The sequence below is a fragment of the Psychrobacter aestuarii genome (genome assembly GCF_904846035.1).
In the GTDB taxonomy this organism is placed as follows: domain Bacteria; phylum Pseudomonadota; class Gammaproteobacteria; order Pseudomonadales; family Moraxellaceae; genus Psychrobacter; species Psychrobacter aestuarii.
Window position 1 is genome coordinate 1596465 of sequence record NZ_CAJGYT010000001.1, and the last position, 23379, is coordinate 1619843.

18 protein-coding genes and 1 riboswitch are annotated in these 23379 nt (G+C 52.6%); of the genes, 11 read left to right on the forward strand and 7 right to left on the reverse strand.

Annotated features, from left to right (window positions below; all coding sequences use genetic code 11):
* Window positions 1–29: 29 nt before the first annotated feature.
* On the forward strand, window positions 30–1022 hold the full coding sequence (locus tag JMW05_RS06730; protein WP_201504558.1) for an NADP-dependent oxidoreductase: 993 nt from the start codon (window positions 30–32) through the stop codon (window positions 1020–1022).
* A 67-nt stretch (window positions 1023–1089) separates the two neighbouring features.
* Here JMW05_RS06730 and JMW05_RS06735 read toward each other — a convergent pair whose 3' ends face one another.
* Both JMW05_RS06735 and JMW05_RS06740 read right to left on the reverse strand, forming a co-directional pair.
* Window positions 1090–1722 carry an alpha-ketoglutarate-dependent dioxygenase AlkB family protein gene (locus JMW05_RS06735; RefSeq protein ID WP_201504559.1) on the reverse strand — a complete coding sequence of 211 codons (633 nt, stop codon included), beginning with the start codon at window positions 1720–1722 and terminating at the stop codon, window positions 1090–1092.
* A 41-nt stretch (window positions 1723–1763) separates the two neighbouring features.
* Window positions 1764–3671 carry an ABC transporter ATP-binding protein gene (locus tag JMW05_RS06740; protein ID WP_201504560.1) on the reverse strand — a complete coding sequence of 636 codons (1908 nt, stop codon included), beginning with the start codon at window positions 3669–3671 and terminating at the stop codon, window positions 1764–1766.
* Between the two features lie 282 nt (window positions 3672–3953).
* On the opposite strand from JMW05_RS06740, the gene JMW05_RS06745 reads away from it, so the two are divergent.
* Together JMW05_RS06745 and JMW05_RS06750 are read left to right on the forward strand one after the other, a co-directional pair.
* The gene (locus JMW05_RS06745; protein ID WP_201504561.1) at window positions 3954–4835 is read left to right on the forward strand and encodes an EamA/RhaT family transporter; all 882 of its coding nucleotides are present in this window, start codon (window positions 3954–3956) and stop codon (window positions 4833–4835) included.
* Window positions 4836–5042: 207 nt separating this feature from the next.
* Entirely contained in the window at window positions 5043–5933 is an 891-nt protein-coding gene (locus JMW05_RS06750; RefSeq protein WP_201504562.1) for a fructose bisphosphate aldolase, read from the forward strand.
* A gap of 102 nt (window positions 5934–6035) precedes the next feature.
* On the opposite strand, the gene JMW05_RS06755 is transcribed toward JMW05_RS06750, so the two are convergent.
* Both JMW05_RS06755 and JMW05_RS06760 read right to left on the reverse strand, forming a co-directional pair.
* Window positions 6036–9152 (reverse strand): efflux RND transporter permease subunit, encoded by a 3117-nt coding sequence (locus tag JMW05_RS06755; RefSeq protein ID WP_201504563.1) that lies wholly within the window; start codon window positions 9150–9152, stop codon window positions 6036–6038.
* A 21-nt stretch (window positions 9153–9173) separates the two neighbouring features.
* Window positions 9174–10307: an efflux RND transporter periplasmic adaptor subunit gene (locus JMW05_RS06760; protein WP_227691466.1), complete on the reverse strand. Its 1134-nt coding sequence runs from the start codon at window positions 10305–10307 to the stop codon at window positions 9174–9176.
* A 123-nt stretch (window positions 10308–10430) separates the two neighbouring features.
* Here JMW05_RS06760 and JMW05_RS06765 point away from each other — a divergent pair, with 123 nt between their 5' ends.
* Together JMW05_RS06765 and JMW05_RS06770 are read left to right on the forward strand one after the other, a co-directional pair.
* Window positions 10431–11201, forward strand: coding sequence for a response regulator (locus tag JMW05_RS06765; RefSeq protein ID WP_227691467.1), 771 nt, complete (start codon window positions 10431–10433; stop codon window positions 11199–11201).
* Entirely contained in the window at window positions 11198–12247 is a 1050-nt protein-coding gene (locus JMW05_RS06770; RefSeq protein ID WP_201504565.1) for an ATP-binding protein, read from the forward strand. The genes JMW05_RS06765 and JMW05_RS06770 overlap by 4 nt, the downstream gene beginning before the upstream one ends.
* Window positions 12248–12342: 95 nt before the next feature.
* Here the strand turns inward: JMW05_RS06770 and thiC are convergent, their stop codons facing one another.
* Window positions 12343–14364: a phosphomethylpyrimidine synthase ThiC gene (thiC, locus tag JMW05_RS06775; protein WP_201504566.1), complete on the reverse strand. Its 2022-nt coding sequence runs from the start codon at window positions 14362–14364 to the stop codon at window positions 12343–12345.
* A 193-nt stretch (window positions 14365–14557) separates the two neighbouring features.
* Window positions 14558–14686: riboswitch (TPP riboswitch) on the reverse strand.
* Window positions 14687–14966: 280 nt separating this feature from the next.
* On the opposite strand from thiC, the gene pstS reads away from it, so the two are divergent.
* The 5 genes from pstS (at window position 14967) to phoU (ending at window position 19966) form a co-directional block, all read left to right on the forward strand.
* Window positions 14967–16127, forward strand: coding sequence for a phosphate ABC transporter substrate-binding protein PstS (gene pstS, locus JMW05_RS06780; protein WP_201504567.1), 1161 nt, complete (start codon window positions 14967–14969; stop codon window positions 16125–16127).
* Between the two features lie 114 nt (window positions 16128–16241).
* Window positions 16242–17198 (forward strand): phosphate ABC transporter permease subunit PstC, encoded by a 957-nt coding sequence (pstC, locus tag JMW05_RS06785; protein WP_201504568.1) that lies wholly within the window; start codon window positions 16242–16244, stop codon window positions 17196–17198.
* An 89-nt stretch (window positions 17199–17287) separates the two neighbouring features.
* Entirely contained in the window at window positions 17288–18181 is an 894-nt protein-coding gene (gene pstA / locus JMW05_RS06790; RefSeq protein ID WP_406947458.1) for a phosphate ABC transporter permease PstA, read from the forward strand.
* 244 nt (window positions 18182–18425) lie between these two features.
* Window positions 18426–19169: a phosphate ABC transporter ATP-binding protein PstB gene (pstB, locus tag JMW05_RS06795; protein ID WP_227691551.1), complete on the forward strand. Its 744-nt coding sequence runs from the start codon at window positions 18426–18428 to the stop codon at window positions 19167–19169.
* Window positions 19170–19246: 77 nt separating this feature from the next.
* Complete coding sequence (gene phoU / locus JMW05_RS06800) at window positions 19247–19966, forward strand: phosphate signaling complex protein PhoU (RefSeq protein ID WP_201504571.1); 720 nt, start codon at window positions 19247–19249, stop codon at window positions 19964–19966.
* A 54-nt stretch (window positions 19967–20020) separates the two neighbouring features.
* Here the strand turns inward: phoU and JMW05_RS06805 are convergent, their stop codons facing one another.
* The gene (locus tag JMW05_RS06805; RefSeq protein WP_201504572.1) at window positions 20021–20314 is read right to left on the reverse strand and encodes an oxidative damage protection protein; all 294 of its coding nucleotides are present in this window, start codon (window positions 20312–20314) and stop codon (window positions 20021–20023) included.
* 149 nt (window positions 20315–20463) lie between these two features.
* On the reverse strand, window positions 20464–21954 hold the full coding sequence (gene argH / locus JMW05_RS06810; protein WP_406947459.1) for an argininosuccinate lyase: 1491 nt from the start codon (window positions 21952–21954) through the stop codon (window positions 20464–20466).
* A gap of 104 nt (window positions 21955–22058) precedes the next feature.
* On the opposite strand from argH, the gene JMW05_RS06815 reads away from it, so the two are divergent.
* Window positions 22059–23087 (forward strand): histidine kinase, encoded by a 1029-nt coding sequence (locus tag JMW05_RS06815; protein WP_227691468.1) that lies wholly within the window; start codon window positions 22059–22061, stop codon window positions 23085–23087.
* Window positions 23088–23379: the final 292 nt, after the last annotated feature.

The window sequence follows — 23379 nt, forward strand, 5'->3', positions numbered from 1 at the left end:
AAATAACAGATACTTATAAGGATATAACCATGTCTAACCATCAGCTACCCACCAGCCAGCACGCTGTTTTAATATGCGAGTTTGGCGCCCCTGAAGTCATGCACTACCAAGACGGCGTCGCTGTGCCTGAGCTGACCGATGGACAAGTGCTCATCAAAGTTGCTTATACAGGTATCAACCCTGTGGATTACAAAACCCGCCAAGGCAAAGGCTGGGGCGCTGAGGCGATTCAAAAAGACAAGTTTGATAATAACGAGCCTGCGATTTTGGGTTTTGATGTGGCAGGGGAAGTGGTCGCAAGTCGTGATGACGCCTACCAAGTGGGTGACAAGGTTGCGGCGCTGTCATTCAATGGCAACTGCTACGCCGAATATGTGGCAGTCGATGCCAATCTGGTCGCCAAAGTGCCTGAGTCTGTGAGCCTCAAGCAAGCAGGGGCGCTGCCGTGTATCGGACAAACGGCGATACAGTTTGTCGAATTTGCGGACATTAAGGCGGGCGAGCATGTGGTCATCAATGCGCCAGCGGGCGGCGTTGGGCATTTATTGATTCAATATTTAGCCCAAAAAATCGCTCAAGACGACATCAAAGTCAGCGTGATTTGCTCACCAGAAAAATACGCCAAGCTCGATGAACTAATCGACACCAGCACACTGGCAGGCTGGATCGATTACACCAAAGATGAGGACTTCCCTGACTTACAAGCCGATATGCTATTGGATTTGGTCGGTGGTGATGCTGGAGTGCGTGCGCTCGATACGCTCAAATCAGGCGCACACGTCTATGTGTTGCCAACGATTTGGGTCGATAAGCTCAAAGAAGCAGGGGAGCAAAAAAATCTACAAGTGGCAGGCTACAAAGCGCAGCGCAGCGGTGACGATATGGCGCGAGTGCTGCAGCAGGTCGCGGATGGTACATTGACCTTAAAGATTCAGCAGGTCTATCCGTTATCAGAAGCGGTTGCCGCGCATCATGAACTACAAAAAGGCGATGCCTTTGGCAAGATTGTCTTGCAGGCTTAAATGACTGTTTATAGAGCATAGACTCATCAAGTCGGTCATTTACTGACCTGATAATGACAATCAGTAGTTAAAACAGGATACGCCGAAAGGTCATGCTGATGCGCCCTGTATCGACCTTTTTGGTCTTGGGAATGGTATGTTTCCAATGCGTTTGCGTCGCGCCTGCCATCAGATTAAGCGTGCCGCTTGGCAATAATAGCTCAATGCGGCAGCCTGTGCGCTGATGTTTAAAGGCGACTTTGCGAGTAGCGCCCAGTGACCAGGTGGCAATCAGCGGCGCATCACCGAGCGCGGCTTCATTGTCCGCGTGATAGCCCATGCCTTCATTGCCTGTGGGATAGTCATTTAATAAGCAGGCGTTAAAATAATCGTCTGCGGTCTTTAATATGCCAAGTGCGTGTAATTTGGCTTCAATTTGCCGCTTGATGTCATAGATCAGCGGATGCCACGGGATACTGTGGCGTGTGTGTCCCGAATAGCGATAGCGGATGCCATCATTACCCATCCACACCACGCGCCGTTTGGTGATGTGCGTCTTTCCAAATAATGTGACCTTGTCCGCCTGCCACGGCAACTCAAGCAGTTGCTCGTAACAGGCGTCTGCGGGGTACTTTGGATGAGTGAGTAAGCCCAAATCATACAGCGCGCCATCATAAGGCAGCAGATTGTCAGGTAAGACTTGCGGCAACGTATCAGGCATCGCAGCGACCGTTTTTATGCATCAATTGCTGCCCAATCACGTTATGCCTCGCCCAAAAAGCCGCCGCTTTGACGTTGCCACAGCTTGGCGTATACGCCGTCGAGTTCAAGCAATTCGTCATGGCTGCCTTGCTCAATGATGTGTCCTTTGTCCATCACCACCAATCTGTCGAGTGCGGCAATGGTGGATAAACGGTGCGCGATGGCAATCACGGTTTTGCCCGTCATGATGTCATTCAGACTCTCCGTAATCGCAAATTCAATCTCAGAATCCAGCGCACTGGTCGCCTCATCGAGCAGTAGAATCGGCGCGTTTTTGAGCATCACGCGGGCAATGGCGATACGTTGGCGCTGTCCGCCTGAGAGCTTCACCCCGCGTTCACCAACTTGGGTATCGAGTCCGGTATTGCCTTTATCATCACGCAGCGCTTGGATAAATTCCCACGCCTGCGCTTTTTTGGTGGCGGCAATAATCTCATCATCGGTGGCATCGGGGCGACCGTAGGCGATGTTTTCACGCACCGTGCGGTGTAGTAAGGAGGTGTCCTGAGTCACCATGCCGATGGTCTGGCGCAATGACTCTTGCGTGACCGCGTCAATCGCTTGCCCATCGATACAAATCTTACCGCTATCAACGTCGTAAAAACGCAATAACAGATTAACCAAAGTCGATTTACCCGCGCCTGAGCGCCCGACCAAGCCGATTTTTTCACCCGCTTTGATGTCTAAATAAAAGTCATCGAGCAGCTTGATGGTTTTTTGCTTACTGGCAGGGGTAGCGACGCTATCGACCGTGTCGCCTTCATTGTCGGTTAAGGTGTCGCCTTTATCATCATAACTAAAATCCACATGGTCAAAGACGATGTGCCCATCGGTGACGTTCAAGTCTTTGGCGTCAGGACGGTCGGTAATCGCGTGCGGTGTGGAGAGGGTACGCATGCCATCTTGCACCGTGCCGATACTCTCAAACAGACTGCTGGTCTGCCACATAATCCAGTGCGTGAGACCATTTAGACGCAGCGCCATAGCAGTCGCGGCGGCAATCGCGCCCACACCGACTGCGCCTTCTTGCCACAAATAAATACCGATAATCGCGGTTGAGCCAATCAAGGTCACACTGATGATGTGGTTGACCACCTCAAGGTAGCTGACCCAGCGCATCTGCGCGTGTACCGTACCCAAAAACTGCCCCATCGCGTGCTTGGCATAGCCCAGCTCACGGCGCGAATGGCTAAACAATTTGACGGTCATGATATTGGCATAGGCGTCGGTGATGCGCCCTGTCATCAAGGCGCGCGCGTCCGCCTGTACAATCGCGGTGCGTTTTAGCTTGGGAATGAAATACCACATCGCCGCGCCAAACAGCACCAGCCAAATGGCAAAAGGAATCAGCAGCAAGCTGTCTAGGTTAAATAAAATCACCCCCGTGGTGACAAAGTACACGGTCACGTACATCATCATGTCGGTGATGGTCATCACCGTATCACGCACGGCAAGCGCGGTCTGCATCACTTTTGCCGACACGCGTCCTGAAAACTCGTCTTGATAAAACTGCATCGACTGCCCGAGCATACGGCGGTGAAAGCGCCAGCGCATCTGCATCGGAAACACGCCCTGAATCACCTGAAAATGTACCAAAGACGACAAGGCAATCCATAGCGGACTTAAAATCAGTACCGCGAACATGAGTAGCAGCATGTCGCCTTTTTCAAGCCACAAGGTTTCAGGCGTATACATGCCGAGCCAATCGACGAGATTACCAATCCACGCAAACAGCATCGCCTCATAGACACCGACGCCCGCCGAGAGCACCATAAACAGCAGCAGCCAGCCGCGCAGACCGTGGGTACATGCCCAAATAAAGCGCAATAGCCCATGACGGGGCAGCGGCATAGGCGTCTCTGGAAAGGCGGGCAGGCGAGATTCAAAAAAGCGAAATAAAGCATTCATAGGCAGCACAAAACGCGCGGGAAGACAGACATCCGCGTCGTTACTTTAATAAAAATGATGCGTCATTTTAACAAATCATACCGCCAAAACCTGCATGGTAATTGTAATTTGCATGCATCAGACACCGACAAATAGGGTTGCAAAAACAGGCATTGTCTGTACAGCCTCACCAAAAACCGATAGACGTACGCGTAAGAGCTTGCTACCGTCTGCACGTTTTTACGTGCTCTGTACCTTTGCTCCGTATAGGGCGTGTTTTGGTTTTTATTGCAGGCTCTTTTTATGCTTTATCTTAGTATTGCTGTGTTGTGCAGCGTCAGCGTCTCGGTGCTGTTAAAGCTGCTGCGTCAAGCGGACTTGGACATTCGTCAGACCATCTTGGCAGGCTATCCGATTGCGTTTTTGCTTACCTTGTTACTGCTCGCGCCTGATACGGCGGGCATTGGTAGCTTAACGGGAACGGCGTGGGCGATTATTGTGGCGCTTGGGGTGCTGCTGCCGACGGTGTTTGTGGTGCTTGGGCGCGCGATTGGCGTGGCGGGAATGGTGGCGACCGATGCCGCGCAGCGCTTGTCGCTGATTATTCCGATTATTGCTGCCTTTGTGTGGTTTGGCGACAGCGTGTCGATGACGCGCTTGCTTGGTTTGGCGCTTGGCTTTTTGGCACTTATCGCGCTGGTGTATCGTCCATCGCAACCTAAAGACAGCACGGATGCTAAAACGCAAAATACGCCGATAGCCAACGTCAGCACGTTATCCTTTTGGCTGTTTGCGGTGTGGGCAGGCTACGGGGCGATTGATGTACTATTTAAACAAGTCGCCAAACAAGGCGCGGCGTTTCCGTTGACCTTGTTTGTGAGCTTTGGCGTGGCGGGCGTGTTGCTGTTCCTATATTTGCTGATGCAGCGCCCCAATTGGCAGCCGCGTGCACTTATGGCAGGCGTGCTGCTTGGCGCGCTGAATATGGGCAACATTTATGCCTATGTGCGTGCGCATCAGGTGCTTGCGGACAGCCCAAGCATTGTTTTTACTGCGATGAATGTCGGGGTGATTGCGCTTGCCAGCATCATCGGTGTCGGCGTGTTTAAAGAGCGTTTAAGCGGTATTAATATGCTCGGCATCGCGCTCGCCATCGCCTGCGTGCTGGTGCTGTTTTTATTATAAATGCTTGAGTTAAGCGCGATGCGCTGCATGAGTGCTGCGGCTATCGTCCTGTTATTTTATGGTGACGGACGGCGCGTGAGCATAGGCAATCTGCGCGCGGTGTGGTAAGGTGTTTTGCACACAAGTTGGCTGGCATTGGCATGGCAGCGACACGATTTTTTCTGATAAAATTGGACTTTTATCAACAATAAACAGGATGAGCATCCCATGGAATATCAAAAACAATTACAGCGTATCAAAGACGGTTCTGGCTTTATCGCCGCGCTTGACCAAAGTGGCGGCAGCACGCCAAAAGCGCTCGCCAACTACGGCGTTGAGAGCGATGCGTATGACAGCGATGAGGCGATGTTTGAGCAGGTACACGAGATGCGTGCGCGTATCATGACTTGCGACTGCTTTGACAGTGAGCGCGTGCTTGGCGCGATTTTGTTTGAAGACACCATGGAGCGCGAAGTCAATGGTAAGCCAACCGCCGACTATCTGTGGCATGACAAAAACATTGTGCCGTTTTTAAAGGTCGATAAAGGGCTGGCTGAGCAAATGAGCGGCGTACAAGTCATGAAGCCGATGCCAAACCTAGATTTATTATTGGATAAAGCCAAAAACTATGCGGTGTTCGGCACCAAAATGCGCTCGGTCATCTATGAGCCAAACGTCGACGGTATTGAACTGGTGGTACAGCAGCAGTTTGACGTGGCAAAACAAATCCTATCAAAGGGTTTGATGCCCATCGTTGAGCCAGAGGTGGACATCAACAGCGCGGACAAAATTGGCTGTGAGCGTCTGTTAAAGGTGAATATCCTAAACAACCTTGAGCGCTTAAACGATGACCAGCAAGTGATGCTCAAACTGACTTTGCCTGAAGAAGCGGGCTTTTACCAAGAGCTCGTTGATCATCCAAAAGTGCTCAAAGTCGTGGCACTGTCAGGTGGCTATAGCCGTACCGACGCCTGTGCCAAACTTGCCGAAAACCCAGGCATCATCGCCAGCTTCTCACGCGCCTTTACCGAAGGCTTGAGCAAGCAGCAAAGCGATGAAGCATTTGCCGACACCATTAACGCTTCGATTGATGAGATTTATCAGGCATCAAAGGTGTAAACTGAGCCAAGACCCAGACCGCTGCACAAAAGCAAAACCCCAACGCGTAGTGATGCGCGTTGGGGTTTTTTAATAAACCTATTGAACCCTACAAAACTTGGCTTAGCTGTGTTTTGCTTTGTGTCGCCACTCCCTGATGCGCTCTTGCGCACTCATCACCACCACAAAGAACATCGGCACAAAATAGATGGCCAACAGCGTGGCACTGACCATGCCGCCAAAGACGCCCGTCCCAATCGCGTGCTGCGTCTCAGCGCTGGCACCACTTGCCAGCATCAACGGCACCACGCCCAGACCGAACGCCAGCGAGGTCATCAAAATAGGACGCAGGCGCAAGCGCGCCGCCATCACGGCAGATTGCACCAGTCCGTTGCCCTCTTCGCGCAGCTGCTTGGCAAACTCCACGATTAAGATGGCATTTTTGGCAGACAGACCGATGACGGTAATCATCCCGACTTTAAAAAACACGTCGTTGGGCAAGTCGCGGATGGTGACCGCCAGTACCGCACCGAGCAAACCGAGCGGCACAACGAGTAGCACCGATAGCGGAATCGACCAGCTCTCATACAGTGCCGCCAGCACCAAGAACACCACCAGCATCGACAGCGCCATCAGTATCGGCGCTTGCTGTGCGGATTGCTGCTCTTGTAGCGCCTGCCCCGTCCACGCAACGGTAAAGCCTGACGGCAGCTCGGCGGCGAGACGGTTGATTTCTGCCATTGCCTCACCACTTGAGACGCCCGCCGCCGCACTGCCTGAGAGACGCAGCGCAGGGTAACCCTGAAAGCGCGTGAACTGCGGCGGCGTGTTGCGCCAATGAGGGGTGACAAACTCAGACAACGGCACCATACCGCCTGCACGGTTACGTACGTACAGACTCAGCACATCGTCGATTTGCATTCGCGCGGGCGCATCGGCTTGGACGATGACTTGCTGCATGCGCCCTTCGTTTGGAAAGTCATTGACATACAAAGAGCCGAGCGCGGTGGACAAGGTGTCGCTGATGTCAGTAAACGAGACGCCAAGGGTTTCTGCTTTTTTACGGTTGATGTCTAAGTCGATACTGGTGCCCGCAGGCAAGCCATCGGCGTAGACGTCGCTGAGTTTTTTACTGCTTTGTACCAATGCGAGCATTTTGGCTTCGGCATCTTTGAGCGCCGCGTAGCCTTGATTGCCACGGTCTTGTAAAAAGAAGCCAATATCAGAGCTGGTACCAAGCTCATCAATCGCAGGCGGCAGCATATGCATCACGGTGCCTTCTGACACGTCAGCCATCGCCGCTTGCGCTTTTTCCAGCTCTTTACTGGTTGAGGTGTCGCTACGCGTTTGCCAATCGCGCAAGGTGGTAAAGCTGAGCGCGGTATTGGTGCCTGAACCTGAAAAACCAAACCCAATCACCGTCATGGTCGATTCAATCGCAGGGCGGGTACTGACGTATTGCTCGAACTGCTTGACCACCGCCAAGGTGCGCTCGGTGGTGGCGTCCGCAGGCAGCTGAAAACTGCTCATAAAATAGCCTTGGTCTTCTTCAGGCAAAAAGGACGACGGTAGCTGACGAAAGGTGACCACCAAGGCGGCAACCAGTGCCACAAACACCAGCATCATGCGCCCTGAGCGCTTTGCCAGCGTGCCGACCTGCGTCTCATAACGCTGATTCATGCGCTCAAAGCGGTGATTAAACCATTTAAAAAACCCACGTTTGCTGTGCGTTTCTTGATTCACAGGACGCAGCAAGGTCGCGCACAGGGCAGGGGTCAGCGTGAGCGCCAAAAAGGCAGAGAATAAAATCGATACCGCCATGGATAAGGCAAATTGCTTGTAAATCACGCCCACCGAGCCACTGGCAAACGCCATCGGAATAAACACCGCCGTCAACACCAAGGTGATGGCAATAATAGCGCCAGTGATTTCGCGCATCGCTTTTACGGTTGCCGCTTTTGGCGACAAGCCTTCTTCGGCCATCAAGCGCTCGACATTTTCGACCACCACAATGGCATCATCGACAATAATACCGATGGCAAGCACCATACCAAACATGGTCAGCACATTAATAGAAAACCCAGCGATGAGCATGATGGTGAACGTGCCCAACAAGGCAATGGGCGCGACAATCGCGGGAATTAAGGTGTAGCGGAATTTTTGCAAAAACAAATACATCACCAAGAACACCAACACCATCGCCTCAAGCAAGGTATGGATGACTTTTTGAATAGAGATTTTTACAAAAGGCGCGGTATTAAACGGGGTCGAGTAGCTCATGCCTGATGGTAAGCTGCGGCTCAGCTCTGCCATACGCGCTTGCACTGCTTCTGCTGTCTTGACCGCGTTGGCACCAGGCGCCAACTGAATGGCAGCGGCGGTGGCGGTTTTGCCATTTTCGCGGTTGATAAAGCCGTAAGACTGCGAGCCAATCTCTACCCGCGCCACATCGCTCAACACGACAGTTGCGCCATTGGTATTGGCACGCAGCACAATGCGCGAGAAGGCATCCACATCGGTCAGCTGCCCTTGCGCGGTCAAAGGCACCGTCACGCGCTGCCCTGATATCGTGGGCGCAGCGCCAATACTGCCAGGGGCAATTTGCGCGTTTTGCTGGGTGATGGCGGTGGCAACGTCGTTCATGGTCAGGCTGAGCGCCGACAGTTTGCTCGGGTCAACCCAAATGCGCATCGCCTTTTCTGAGCCGAACGACTGTATGCGCCCAACGCCATCAATACGGCGCAGCTCTTCGATGATGTTGCGCGCCATATAGTCATTGAGCGTGATTTCATCATAGCGCCCATCATCAGACTTTAGACCGACAATCATCAAAAAGTTGGCGCTGGCAGACTCTACGGTCAGACCGCTTTGGCGTACCGCTTGCGGCAGGCGCGACTCGATGGTTTTTAGCTGGTTTTGAATGTCGACCTGTGCCATATTGGGGTCGGTGCCAGGTTTAAAGGTGGCGGTGATGGAGGCGGAGCCTGAATTGTCCGCTGAGGACTCAAAGTACATCAAGTTTTTGACGCTCGACAGCTCGCCTTCAATCAAACTCAGCACCCCGTCATTCATTGCCTGCGGGCTGGCGCCTGGGTAGGTCGCCATGATGCTGACGGTGGGCGGCGCGACCGAAGGATAGCGCGCGATGGGCAGCTTTGGGATGGCAAGACAGCCAAACAAAATGATGAATAAAGCAATCACCCATGCAAATATTGGACGCTGTATAAAAAACTGGGACATAAACGTATTCTCTGCGCAAAATTAAGAAGCGGTGGGGGCGGTCTGCGCGGTTGGCGCTGTCCAAGGGCGACGCTTAACGACCGTTTTGTCTTGCAGACGATCGATACCCTCAATCACCACTTGCGCATTGGCATCAATGCCAGAGACAATGTGATAATAGCCATTGACCAAAGCGCCGAGCTCAACAGGCGTCATGTGCGCTTGGTTGTTGGCGTCAATCGTCCAGACGTGTGCTTTTTCGGCGATATGTACCACCGCTTGCTGCGGCACGCTCAAGGCGTCCTTGTTGCTGGCGCTCATGACGCGGGCATTGACCAGCATGCCAGGCAGTAGCGCACGCTGGGTATTGTTAACCAGCACCCGCAGCAACACGTCACCCGTACTGGAGTCGACGCTGACCCCTGAGAATAAAATCTGACCGCTGACAGGGTAGGCGCTGCCATCACTACGCAAAATCTCGGTTCTGGCAGCGATTTTTTTGGCAGCAGGGTTGCTGAGTAGGCGGCGTGTGGCATCCAATGAGGCGGCAGGTTGGCGAATGTCTACAAACACTTGGTCTATTTGCTGAATTTGTGCCATAGGCGTGCTGTCGGTACTCGACACCAAAGCACCCTCGCTGACGAGGGTCTGGTCAATCAGTCCTGAGATGGGCGCGGTAACGGTGGCAAAGTCCACATCGAGCAAGCGCCGATCCAGCGTGGCTTTGGCTTGAGCCACTTGCGCGCGCGCCTCTTCGCGGGCGGCGACCGCATCGTCGTACTCTTGGCGACTGATGGCCTCAACTGCAATCAAGGGCTGCAAACGATTGACTTTGCTGATGGCGGCTTGCAGGCTGACTTCCGCTTTTTGTGCATCGGCGGTGGCGATGTCCGCTTCGGCGCGAAACGGTGCGGCTTCGATTTGAAACAGCGGTTGCCCTGCTTTGACTTCTGAGCCTTGAGCAAACAGTCGCCGCTTGACGATACCTGTGACTTGCGGGCGAATCTCAGCGCTGCGTACCGCCACCACGCGACCAGGCAGCACTTCAAAGACGTCCAAGGGTTTGGGGGTGACGCTCAAGGTGGCGACCACAGGCACGACCTCTGTCGCTGCCGCCGCCTCTGCTGGTGCCTCGCTTTGCGGCTGACCACAACCGACCAAAAACAGTAGGGCCAATATATGTAGGCCACTACATACACATATATTTATTTTCCTCACTGAGGTATCCTTTTTGTTGCAATGAAGCGGACGGACCGCGCGAACGATACGCGCAGTCTACCGTGCAAGTATGGAGATTTGATGGACATGAATGAGCCGCATTCAGACGCGCCAGCATGGCAGAGCGCCCCCGACACAGACGCCAGCAGTACGACGCAGGCGCTGATTTTGATTGTCGAAGATGCGCTGGAGATTGCTGACATTTTGGCGGCGTATCTGGCGCACAGTGGTATGCGCACCATTCATGCCGCTGATGGACAACAAGCGCTGGTGCTACAAGAGCGCATGACGCCTGATTTGATTTTATTGGACATTCATTTGCCCAAAATGGATGGCTGGCAGGTGCTGAGCGCTTTGCGGCAGACGACGCAAACCCCCATCATTATGCTGACCGCCATGGACCAAGACAGGGATAAACTCAAAGCGCTCAGAACGGGCGCGGACGATTATGTGATCAAGCCCTTTAACCCTGCTGAAGTGGTGGCAAGGGTGCAGGCGGTGCTCAGGCGCACGCACGCCGCGCAGCAACAAGCCGCGCCCAAGCGGCTACACATTGCGCCTTTTGAGGTGGATTTTGAGAGTCATGAAATCACCACCGTATTCGCAGGCGAGCGCCATCTTTTGCCGCTGACTTTGACCGAATTCAAACTGCTGACGCATCTGCTCGCCGCGCCCAAGCGCGTGTTTACGCGGGACGAGCTACTGAGTGCTTGCTTGCCTGAGGGCGATGCGTTAGAGCGCACAGTAGACAGCCACGTCAGCAAGATTCGCAAAAAGCTTGCGCGCGTTGGTATTGAGGGCATTCCTGCAGGCGTGCGCGGGGTCGGCTACCGCTTTCAGGGGGAGGGATGAGGCTGTCAGGGCTCAGTCGCCAGATTGCACTGTCCATGATAAAAATCGCGCTGGGCACGGCGTTCTTGGTCACGCTTGGCTCGTTTGCGTTTTATTATATTTGGAACAAATACTGGCCGAGCAACATGCCAAGCGAAAGCGACTTTGCGCCCTCGTTGCCAGAATGGGCATGGATTGCCGCGACCTTTAGCATCGCGATTGTGGTGTCCATCAGCGTCGCGGTCAAGCTGTCGAGACGGATTTTAGAGCCACTGAACTCTGTGGCAGACGGCATTCGCCAAGTGGCAAAAGGCGATTTGGCAGTGCGTGCGACCGTCGGTGACCGTTCGCTTGGGGAGGCGGCGCTGCTCGCGGATGACTTTAACTCCTTAGCCGAAAAGCTGCAACAGATGACCGACGCGCAGGCGTTTTGGAATGCCGCCATCGCGCATGAGCTAAGAACGCCCGTCACCATCCTGCGCGGGCGCTTGCAAGGGCTTGCCGAAGGGGTATTTACGCCTGATAAAGACCAGTTTTTAAGGCTGCTGGCACAAGTTGATGGCTTATCGCGGCTGATTGATGATTTGCGCGTGCTCAGTTTGATGAACAGTGGTGAGCTGCACATCAGCCAGACGCGGGTCGATATCACAGCAGAAATCAAAACGGTCGCGGACTTGGCAAGCGGCATGCTACAGGCGGCAGGGCAGCAGGTCATCATCGACGCACAGGTCGTGTGGATGCAGTGTGATGCGGTGCGTATCCGCCAAGCTTTATTAGCCTTATTAGAAAATGCCAGCCGCTATGCGCTCGCAGGCACAGTGCGTATCCAAACGCGCCATGAAGACGGCTTTTATTGTCTGAGCGTAGAAGATGACGGACCAGGCATCGCGCCTGAACGCATTGAGCAAGTGTTTGTGGCGTTTTATCGCGCCACAGAAGTGACCAATAATGGCAGCGGCTTGGGGCTGGCGGTGGTGGCGGCGATTGCACAAGCGCATCATGGCACAGCGCGCTGTTATCTGAGCGCGGCAGGGGGTACGGTGATTGAGCTGCGCTGGCCTGCCTAAAAGATTTTCTTAAAATATAAACAAAAAAAGCCCGAACCTGATGTACAGATTCGGGCTTTTGATGAACTATAGAAAAAATTTAATAAGCAGAAAATTTATACTTCTTTATACAACTGGCGTCCTTCTGCGTGGTACTTTTCGCTCATCTCCGCCATACCTTGACGCACTTCATCGAGGCTCGCTTCGCCAACTTGTCCGACCAGCTCGGTGTCCACGCGCTTGATGCGGTGCTCTTCATCGCTCAAGTCGCCTGTGCTGGTATTTACGCCGTGGTCAAGACCTGCGGCATACTCACGCACATTTTGGGTGATTTTCATCGAGCAGAACTTTGGCCCACACATTGAGCAAAAGTGTGCCGATTTGTGCGCGTCTTTGGGCAAGGTCTCATCGTGATATTCGCGCGCGGTATCTGGGTCGAGTGCCAAGTTAAACTGGTCATCCCAGCGGAATTCAAAACGCGCTTTAGATAGGGCATTGTCACGTGCCTGCGCGCCAGGGTGTCCTTTGGCAAGGTCGGCGGCGTGCGCGGCGATTTTATAAGTGATGATGCCGTCTTTGACGTCCTTTTTATTGGGCAGACCCAAATGCTCTTTTGGCGTCACATAGCACAGCATCGCGGTGCCAAACCAGCCAATCATCGCCGCGCCAATCGCGCTGGTAATGTGGTCATAGCCAGGCGCGATGTCGGTGGTTAAGGGCCCGAGGGTATAAAACGGCGCATCGGCACAGACTTCCAGTTGCAGCTCCATGTTTTCTTTAATGCGGTTCATCGCCACGTGTCCAGGACCTTCAATCATCACCTGCACGTCGTGTTCCCACGCGATTTGCGTCAGCTCGCCCAAGGTTTTTAGCTCGCCAAATTGCGCCTCGTCATTGGCATCTTGGATACAGCCAGGGCGCAGACCATCACCTAGGCTGAACGCCACATCGTACGCCTTCATAATCTCGCAAATCTCTTCAAAATGCGTGTACAGGAAGTTTTCTTTATGATGCGCCAAGCACCACTGCGCCATAATCGAGCCGCCGCGTGAGACGATGCCCGTCAAGCGCTGGGCAGTCAAAGGGACATAGCGGAGCAGTACGCCTGCGTGAATGGTGAAATAATCCACGCCTTGCTCGGCTTGCTCAATCAAAGTATCGCGGAAAATCTCCCACGTTAAATCTTCGGCCACGCCGTCTACTTTTTCGAGCGCTTGATAAATCGGCACGGTCCCAATCGGCACAGGCGAGTTGCGAATCAGCCATTCGCGGGTTTCGTGGATGTGGTTGCCTGTTGACAAGTCCATGATGGTGTCCGCGCCCCAGCGCGTGGCCCACGTCATCTTGGACACTTCTTCATCAATCGATGAGCCCAGCGCCGAGTTGCCGATATTGGCGTTGATTTTTACCAAAAAGTTACGCCCAATAATCATCGGCTCGCTTTCTGGGTGGTTGATGTTGTTTGGAATGATAGCGCGACCTGCCGCCACTTCATCGCGTACAAATTCAGGGGTGATGATGCTTGGCGTCCCTGCGCCAAAGCTCTCGCCCTCGTGCTGGCGCATGTCCGTCAGCTCGTGCTGTTTTTGCGTCTCGCGGATGGCGATGTATTCCATCTCTGGGGTGATGATACCGCGGCGCGCATAGTACATTTGCGTGACGTTCGCGCCCGCTTTGGCACGGCGCGGCTTGTCGATATGTGCAAAGCGCAAATTGGCAGTGGTGATGTCACGCTCGCGCGCTTGACCATAGCTGCTCGATAGCTGCTCTAAGCGTTCGGTATCGCCGCGCTCCTCAATCCACGCCTCACGCAGCTTGGGCAGACCACGGGTCAAGTCCACGCTGTGATTGGGGTCGGTGTAGACGCCTGAGGTGTCATAGACATAAAACGGCGGGTTGTGCTCGCCTTCTTTTGCGCCTGTACCGCCGACAGGGGTGTCGGTTAAGGTAATCTCGCGCATCGGCACTTGAATATCTGGGCGTGAGCCTTGGATATAGACTTTTTTGGAGGCGGGCAAAACGCGTTCAAGATCGCGCGCTTCTTCTTCAAAGCGGGCGTCTTTAGCGTTGCGGTGGGCTGGGGTTTTAAGCGCGTCCGCACGCTTGTCAGCGGGACGGGCATCGGTTGAAGTACTCATATGCAATCCTAGCGTGTTGGTTAAAAACAGCAACACCGCCAGAAACGCGGGGGGAGTAATCATGCAAGGTGGGTGTCGTCATCACCGCAATGTATCCACTGACTGGGCACGCTGCGCTGTTGTCTATCGGCAAATGGCATCCAGCACCAATGGCGCTGAACCCATGCATTTCTGCACGCCAAACAACCCTACCATACATCATCTCAGACTTCCCTGCGTCGGTACTAACCGCATCAGGTTCAGCGGGTGAAATCTCAGCGAATGGGCAATGTCTGGTGGCGTTTTGCCACGAACATCACACACCGCACCCCGAGTCTGCCAGTGTTGTTCATCTGCCCCATACTAACAAACTTCATGGCAGGCGGCTAATACTATTTTGGCAAATGCTTTTTTAACAAAAAAACTGCCGCCTTTATGTCATTTTTAGCGTCTTTTGGTCACATAGCGCGGTCTGTATTTATTTATAGCATTGATTTAAAAATATTTTTTAATAAAAACAGGCGCGCTGAGATTGTCATAAAACTGTCATTAAAGATAGGCAAAATACAACGCATTCAAGGAACATCCTTTTTATAGCAGTTGTTAAACTTTAGGAGTTTTACATGCGTCTTTCGTTATTAGCCGTCGCCGTCAGTTGTACCCTCATGCTTACGGCATGTAATCAATCAACCGATACCGCAGAGCCTGCGGCGGATAACAGCGCAGCAACTGCTCCTGCCACCAGTGCTGATGGCACGCAGCAGTCGGCCAGTGCCGCGCCTGTCGATAGCGATAAAGTCTCTATGAGCATCACTGGCGCGGGTGCATCATTCCCGCAGCCTATCTATGCCAAGTGGTCAGCCGACTACAATGCAGCGACCAAAGGTCAGGTGAACTATCAGTCTATCGGTTCATCAGGCGGCATCAAGCAAATCACTGCAGGTACGGTTGATTTTGGTGCCTCTGATGCGCCAATGACGCCAGAAGAATTAGAAAAAGAAGGCTTGATTCAGTTCCCAACCGTTATCGGTGGCGTGGTACCTGTCGTGAATATCGAAGGCATCGAGCCTGGCGCGCTAAAGCTTGACGGTAAAGTATTGGCAGACATCTATCTTGGCAACATCAGCAACTGGAATGACGCGGCAATCAAAGCGCTAAACCCAGACTTGACGCTACCAGACAGCCCAATCACCACCGTATTCCGCTCAGACGGCTCAGGCACGACTTTTAACTTTACCGATTACTTGGCAAAAGTATCGCCAGAGTGGCAAAGCAGCGTTGGTGTGGACAAAACCGTTAAGTGGCCAACCTCTGACCGCGGCGCGGCAGGTAAAGGCAACGAAGGCGTGGCAAGCTACGTGAACCGTATGCAAAACTCTATCGGCTATGTTGAGTACGCGTACGCTAAGCAAAACAACATGTCACACGTGACCCTAAAGAACGCGGCAGGCAATTTTGTGCAGCCATCAATCGACAGCTTTGCGGCAGCAGGCGACATCGATTGGTCACAGCAAAAAGGCTTTTATAAAGTCATCACCAACTCAGAAACCGACCAAGCATGGCCTATCGCTGCGGCGACCTTTATCTTGGTACACAAGCAGCCACAAGATCCAAAACAAGTGGCAGGCGTGCTGAACTTCTTTAACTGGGCGTATGACCAAGGCGACGCGGCCGCAACAGAGCTGGACTATGTGCCTTTCTCTGACACCGCTGCGGCACTGTTTAAAGACAGCTGGAAGCAAGTGGTGGATAAGGATGGCAACCCTGTCTACACCCCACAATAAGCCGTAAGCAGAAACAGACGTCTGTGACCAAGCCAAAAGGCAGGTTGCAGGCGTCGTTTCATCGTTTGTATTTATCGCATCCATCCGAGTAATGACCGTAACGTTGAGGTGACTATGGCAGGGCTTAATCTGCAAACACAATTGGCAAAACAAAAGCGCTTAGATGCCATCTTTGTAAACACGACCAAGGCGGCGGCCGTTTTTGTACTGCTCAGCTTAGGGGCGATTTTGGTCTCTTTGGTGGTGGGTGCGTGGCCAAGCATGCAGACCTTTGGGCTGGATTTTTATACCAGCAACAACTGGGACCCTGTCGCTGGCGAGTACGGGGCACTGGCACCGATTTACGGTACGGTCATGACCTCGATTATGGCGATTGTGATTGCGGTGCCTATCAGCTTTGGTATTGCCATCTTTTTGACGGAGCTGTGCCCGAACTTTTTAAAGAAGCCATTGGGCATTGCTATCGAGCTGCTGGCGGGTATCCCGTCCATCATTTATGGCATGTGGGGTCTGTTTGTGTTTGCGCCATTTTTTGGCAATAACATTCAGCCATGGCTGACAGAGAATCTGGGCGACTTGCCTGTGATTGGCAAATTGTTCATTGGTGCGCCGATGGGGATTGGTCTGTTTACCGCCGCGCTCGTGTTGGCGATTATGATTATTCCGTTTATCGCCGCGACCATGCGTGATGTGTTTATGGTCGTGCCAAGCCTGCTCAAAGAGTCGGCGTACGGCATGGGCGCCACCACATGGGAAGTGATGTTCAAAATCATCTTGCCTTATACCAAGACAGGCGTCGTGGGCGGGGTGATTCTCGGTTTGGGTCGTGCGCTGGGTGAGACCATGGCGGTGACCTTTTTGATTGGTAATACCTTTAACATCAACCCAAGTATGTTCGCCTCAGGCGTGTCGATTACCTCGGCGCTCGCCAATGAGTTCGCTGAAGCCTCTGACCCGCTGCATCTGTCATCGTTGCTACACTTGGGCTTGATTCTATTTATGATTACCTTTGTGGTGCTGAGCATCTCACGTTTGATGCTGCGCAATATGGACAAGCGCGCAGGACACTAGGTCGCTGCGTGTTTCTTATTGAGTTTTAATCTGCGTTATTTTGTATGAGTGGTCAATCCAGCGACCGATGAATCAAAAGGAATATGTGCATGTCTAGCTTGACTGCGGTATCACCCCTCTCAACCACACCCGCGCAAAAGATTGACCGTGGCTTGTACCGTCGCCGCCGCCTTTGGAACAAAGTCGGTTTGGGCTTTGCGTCTTTTGCCATGATATTCGGTCTGTTTTGGCTGCTGTGGATTTTGGTCACCCTCGGTATCGAAGGGATGAGCGGTCTGGTACAGATGCCTGTCTTTACCGCCGATACCCCGCCGCCGATGACCGATGGTGGTTTGCGTAACGCCATCGTCGGTTCGGTGATGATTGCCAGCAGTGGTCTGTTTATCGGTGCGCCGATTGGCATGTTGGCAGGGATTTATTTGGCGGAGTTTTCAGGCGGCAACAAGCTTGGGCAAGTGATTCGCTTTTTAAATGACATCTTATTGTCCGCGCCGTCTATCGTCATCGGTCTGTTCATCTATGCCTTGATGGTCAAAAACGGCAGCTTTTCAGGCTGGGCAGGCGCGTGTGCGTTGGCACTGATTGTGATTCCTGTGGTCGTACGTACCACCGAAAACATGCTGCTGCTGGTACCGAATACTTTGCGCGAAGCGGCATACGCGCTTGGCACGCCCAAGTGGAAACTGGTGCTTGGCGTGACTGTTAAAGCGGCGCGTGCAGGTTTGACCACTGGCGTACTTTTGGCTTTTGCCCGTATCACTGGTGAGACCGCGCCATTGCTATTTACCGCGCTGAACAACCAATACTTTAGCTTAGATATGAGTAAAGCGATGGGCAACATGCCCAACACGATTTATCAGTTTGCCATGAGCCCGTACGACAACTGGCACGCCTTAGCATGGGCGGCGGCATTACTGATTACCTTTACGGTGCTGGCGCTTAACGTTATCGCGCGTTACATCGGCGCGCGCGAAAAACACTAACGCGCCGCCCATAACCGTACATCGCTTGTATAACAACGCATATCAGACAGACAAAAAGGATACTCCCATGACAGACATCGCGACCAAAACCAGCAAAAAAGTGTTTACCTCCACACCAGCCACTACAGAAGACCATACTGCCGTGAATACAAAAACCCTGCATACCCCAGTATCAGCGCCTGTGGTGCACAGCCAAGCAACCACCGCGACCAGCAAGCAAGACGACGTTGCGCCCGCTGCAAAAATGCAAATCCGTGATTTAAACTTCCATTACGGCGATTTTCACGCGCTAAAAAACATCTCTATCGACATTCCAGACCGCAAAGTGACCGCGTTTATCGGACCATCAGGCTGCGGCAAATCAACCCTGCTGCGTACCTTTAACCGCATGTATGACCTATACCCCAACATGCGCGCGGATGGGCAAATCATCCTTGATGGACAAAATATTCTGGACAAGTCGGTCGATGTGAACTTGCTGCGCGCTCGCGTCGGCATGGTGTTCCAAAAGCCAACGCCATTCCCGATGTCTATCTTTGACAACGTTGCCTTTGGTGTACGTCTGTACGAAAAGATGTCCAAAGCCGAGCTTGCCGAGCGCGTCGAATGGGCACTTAAAAAAGCAGCGCTATGGGATGAGGTCAAAGACAAGCTAAACGCTTCAGGGCTGTCACTCTCAGGCGGTCAGCAGCAGCGTCTGTGTATCGCGCGCGGCGTGGCGACCAAGCCTGAAGTGCTGCTACTCGATGAACCAACCTCAGCACTTGATCCCATCTCAACAGGCGCGATTGAAGACTTGATTGAAGACTTAAAACAAGACTACACCATCGCCATTGTGACGCACAACATGCAGCAAGCGGCGCGTATCTCTGACTACACCGCGTATATGTATCTGGGCGATATGGTTGAGATTGGCAAGACCGACCAAGTCTTTACCAATCCCACTCAGCAAGCCACCGAAGACTACATCACAGGACGCTACGGCTAAGCTGCCTTTTGCATGACCGATGCCGCCACTTTTGCGGCATCTTTTTTGTCTTATTATTGCCTTGTAAGGACACCGTTATGCCGCATCAAATGGCGCATACCTCGCGCAGCTTTGACCATGATTTAAAAGAAACCACCAGCCTGTTTTTGGCGATGGGTGCGCTTGTCGGCGAGCAAGTGGCACACGCTATGCGCGCCTTGATAGAGGGCGACAGCATGCTTGCCAGCCAAGTGATTGAGCAAGACAGCCAAGTCAATCAGATGGAGATGCAGGTCGATGAGCATGTCTTGCTGCTGCTTGCGCGCCGTCAGCCTGCCGCGCGTGACCTGCGTTACGTGATGGCCATCAGTAAAGGCGTGGTCGATATCGAGCGCATCGGCGATGAGGCGACCAAAATCGCGCACATGGCAAAACAAGTGGCCGCCGACAATCACAACACTTACTGCCACCACGAGGTACAGCATCTGAGCAATCAGGTGCGCTTGATGCTACACAGTGCGCTGATGTCTTTTGAAAATCTGCAAGCGGAGCAGGCGTTTGAGGTGATGCGTGATGATGGTAGCGTCGATTTTGAATACCAATCGGCGGTACGCGCCTTGATGACGTATGTGATGGCAGACGCCCGCCAAGTCACACAAGTGATGAATCTGATGTGGGTACTGCGCGCGCTTGAGCGTATTGGCGACCATGCGCGCAACCTTGCCGAGTTGGTCATTTATATCAGTAGCGGCACCGATGTGCGCCACAGCGATTTTCATACCGTCAAGCAAGCGGTCGATGCTGCAAAAGACAGCTGAGCCAAGCAGCAAAAAAAAGGGTCTGCCAATGTGAGCAGACCCTTTTTTTAGGCGTTATTTGTTTTCAGGCGTCCACCCTTGTGGGCGCTCGTAGTCTTCGTTGTCCAAAAACTTATTGCGCTGCTCGGTCAAAAATTGCTTTGCCTCAGGGTCCATCATGCTCAGATGATTTTCATTAATCAGCATGGTTTGGTGCTCGAGCCACTCTTTCCACGCCTTGTCCGATACCGTGTCTTGCAGCTCTTGTCCCAACTTGTTGGGGAATGGGGGATAAGACATCTTGGGCAAATCTTGCTTGTATTTGCGACAAAAGACGGTGTTATTCTGTGGATTAAAGGTCTCCGCCATAATCTTCTCCTTCATAGACTCTAGTTATTATAAGGGGCACTTAGTGGTTACTTTACCTGATTCTCACAACAAAAACACCCGCAATATCGCGGGTGCTTGGATTGAGGCGGGCAATGGGGCAAGCCAATCGCCGCTATCGGTGGTGCGTATTACGCCTCTAGCGCATCGATACGGGCGTGCGCGCGCTCAATCGCTTGGCGTACTTGGTTCGGTGCTGTACCGCCCAAGTGGTCACGGGCAGCGAGTGAGCCTTCTAGCGTCAAGTAGTCAAACACATCATCACCAATCGCATCGCTGAACGATTGCAATTGCGCCAAAGACAAGTCGCTTAAATCAACGCCTTCTTGAATGCCAAGGGCAACGGCATTGCCAACGACTTCGTGTGCGTCACGGAACGCCACACCGCGGCGTACCAAGTAATCCGCCAAGTCGGTCGCCGTGGCGTAGCCTTTCATGGTCGCCTCGCGCATGCTGTCTTTGTTCGGTACGATGTTCGGCAGCATATCGGCGAACGCCAATAGCGAGCCTGTTAGCGTATCGACGCAGTCAAATAATGGCTCTTTGTCTTCTTGGTTGTCTTTATTGTACGCAAGCGGCTGGTTTTTCATCAGCGTCAGCAAGGTGGTCAACTGACCGAATACGCGCGCCGCCTTACCACGTACCAGCTCAGGCACGTCTGGGTTTTTCTTTTGCGGCATGATGGAGGAGCCGGTACAGAAGCGGTCAGGAATCTGTACAAAGTTAAACTGCGCGGACATCCATAGGATAATCTCTTCACTCATGCGCGACAGATGCATCATAAGGATAGATGCCGCAGCGGTGAACTCAATGGCAAAGTCACGGTCAGATACCGCGTCTAGTGAGTTTTGGCAAATGCCTTCAAAGCCGAGCAGTTCGGCGGTGATGGTGCGGTCGATAGGGAAGGTCGTGCCTGCCAGCGCCGCGCTGCCAAGAGGCATCTGATTGATACGGCGACGCGCGTCGATGAGGCGCTCAGTATCACGATAGAGCATCTCAAACCATGCCATCACGTGATGCCCAAAGCTCACAGGCTGTGCGGTTTGTAAATGGGTAAAGCCGGGCATGATGGTGTCGGTGTGCTGGGCAGCAAGACCGAGCAGACCCCGCTGCAAGCGGATGAGTAGCGCGATAATGTTGTCGGTCTCTTCGCGCAGCCATAGGCGGATGTCGGTCGCCACTTGGTCATTGCGGCTGCGTCCTGTATGCAGCTTTTTACCGACCGCACCGACGATGTCGGTAAGACGCGATTCGACGTTCATGTGTACGTCTTCTAGGGTCACGGACCAGTTAAACTCGCCTGCCTCAATCTCTGCCAAGACTTGTTTGAGACCATCAATAATGGTCGCAACGTCTTCTTCGCTCAAGATTTGGCATTCTTTTAGCATGGTCGCATGCGCGATAGAGCCTTCGATATCGTGACGGGCGAAACGCTGATCAAAGCCGACGGACGCGGTAAATGCGGCGACGAAGCTGTCGGTCGCCTCGCTAAAGCGTCCGCCCCACATTTGCTGACCGACCATGGTGCTGTTGTCTGTCGATGGGGTATTCATGCTAGAATCAGAGACACCTGAATTTTTATCTTGCTTGGGATTATTAGGATTTGAAGAAGTGGCATTCATATTGGTCTAATACAAGTCAAAAAAATAAGGGCTCCAGTATAGCAAAGGATGAGGTTGCCTTACTAGCTGAGCGCTTAGAGTTTTTTATACCTAGGCTCATGCAGATGATGTCACCTTGGCAGTGGCTGTTGTACCTGTTTTTTTGGTCCTTGTTTGTCACCGTGATTGACCGCCACGACCTTGACACGTGGATGCAGTTCTTGACGCGCTTTTCAGGTCGCGTGGTCAAAAACGTGTTAACCGTCATCCCAGCCGCCTATTTGATTGATTACCTGCGTCCCACTTTTAAGCACATGAGCAGCATCAAAGCGAGCTTAAGCGTGCTCTTTATCTTTACGCTGAGCTCCGCCTTCTGGGTGACTGTGGTCATGCTGATGATGATCAATCTGGGGCTGATGGTTTATGACCGTGCGGACTTTATATTAAATGTCTGTTTGATGATGGTGATTACCGGCGGTTTTGCTTTTGTGTTTTTGCTGTATTTTATGCGTCGCCACCGCGAGATGATGGCGCTGAAGCAATCGTTTGAGCAAAAGCTGGCCGCCCAAAATGACTTGATTAAAGCGCGTATTGCGCCGCACTTTTTTTTCAACACTATCAATAGCCTGAACTCCCTAATCGAGTCCGACCCGCCCAAGGCCGCCGAGCTGCTACAAGACATCTCCGCCTTATTTCGCGCAAGCTTTAGCGGCATTCATGAAATCAGTTTTGAAGAAGAGATTGCCTTGTGTGAGCATTACTTGGCTATTGAGTCGAGTCGCCTGTCTGAAAAGCTGGTGGTGCATTGGCAGTTGCCTGATGATGAGGTGATGTACGACATGGTCATCACCGCATTGACCTTGCAAGGGGTGCTCGAAAAAATGCTCTCCAACGTGGTCGAGGTGACCACCGAGACGATTGTGATTGATATCAAAGCGGTTTGGGAGCAGCACCATGTGCGCGTCACCGTCACCGTCACCCTCCCGAACAAAACCTTTATTGTGCTACACGACTTGCGCCAGCGGCTCGATTTTAGAATCCAAGCCGAGCGCTTGCAGGCATATTTTGGTGAAACTGCCGACATCACCAGCACCGTCAATCGCGAAAATATTGTCACCAGCATTCATTATCCCTTACAAGATGTAGGGTTATGACGGGGTTGTGACTGGGACGTTTGTTAAGAAAATATCAATTTTTGAGCACAATTGATGACCGTCGTCTGCTATATATACCGCTGAGCCAGATAATGGTATATTTTTTGCTGCACTGGTTGCTAGTTATAGAAACATTAAATTATATTGATTAACTCAATATTTACTTGCTTTAATGAAATAGCACTCATTAGCAAATAAGCACCTGATACCCCTTATTGTGCTGTTGCCTGACGCCACTGAAGCAATGTCAAGACGTGAATATAAAAGACATTGCAAAAAATTGTCGTACAAT

Bases quoted from the DNA above. Each gene is read 5' to 3' on its own strand.
- pstB (WP_227691551.1), top strand. From the start codon at position 18,426: ATGCAAATCCGTGATTTAAACTTCCATTACGGCGATTTTCACGCGCTA.
- JMW05_RS06805 (WP_201504572.1), bottom strand. From the start codon at position 20,314: ATGGCGGAGACCTTTAATCCACAGAATAACACCGTCTTTTGTCGCAAA.
- pstC (WP_201504568.1), top strand. From the start codon at position 16,242: ATGGCAGGGCTTAATCTGCAAACACAATTGGCAAAACAAAAGCGCTTA.
- JMW05_RS06765 (WP_227691467.1), top strand. From the start codon at position 10,431: ATGGACATGAATGAGCCGCATTCAGACGCGCCAGCATGGCAGAGCGCC.
- JMW05_RS06755 (WP_201504563.1), bottom strand. From the start codon at position 9,152: ATGTCCCAGTTTTTTATACAGCGTCCAATATTTGCATGGGTGATTGCT.
- argH (WP_406947459.1), bottom strand. From the start codon at position 21,954: ATGAATGCCACTTCTTCAAATCCTAATAATCCCAAGCAAGATAAAAAT.
- phoU (WP_201504571.1), top strand. From the start codon at position 19,247: ATGCCGCATCAAATGGCGCATACCTCGCGCAGCTTTGACCATGATTTA.
- pstS (WP_201504567.1), top strand. From the start codon at position 14,967: ATGCGTCTTTCGTTATTAGCCGTCGCCGTCAGTTGTACCCTCATGCTT.
- JMW05_RS06740 (WP_201504560.1), bottom strand. From the start codon at position 3,671: ATGAATGCTTTATTTCGCTTTTTTGAATCTCGCCTGCCCGCCTTTCCA.
- JMW05_RS06770 (WP_201504565.1), top strand. From the start codon at position 11,198: ATGAGGCTGTCAGGGCTCAGTCGCCAGATTGCACTGTCCATGATAAAA.
- JMW05_RS06730 (WP_201504558.1), top strand. From the start codon at position 30: ATGTCTAACCATCAGCTACCCACCAGCCAGCACGCTGTTTTAATATGC.
- JMW05_RS06815 (WP_227691468.1), top strand. From the start codon at position 22,059: ATGATGTCACCTTGGCAGTGGCTGTTGTACCTGTTTTTTTGGTCCTTG.
- JMW05_RS06735 (WP_201504559.1), bottom strand. From the start codon at position 1,722: ATGCCTGATACGTTGCCGCAAGTCTTACCTGACAATCTGCTGCCTTAT.
- JMW05_RS06745 (WP_201504561.1), top strand. From the start codon at position 3,954: ATGCTTTATCTTAGTATTGCTGTGTTGTGCAGCGTCAGCGTCTCGGTG.
- JMW05_RS06750 (WP_201504562.1), top strand. From the start codon at position 5,043: ATGGAATATCAAAAACAATTACAGCGTATCAAAGACGGTTCTGGCTTT.
- thiC (WP_201504566.1), bottom strand. From the start codon at position 14,364: ATGAGTACTTCAACCGATGCCCGTCCCGCTGACAAGCGTGCGGACGCG.
- pstA (WP_406947458.1), top strand. From the start codon at position 17,288: ATGTCTAGCTTGACTGCGGTATCACCCCTCTCAACCACACCCGCGCAA.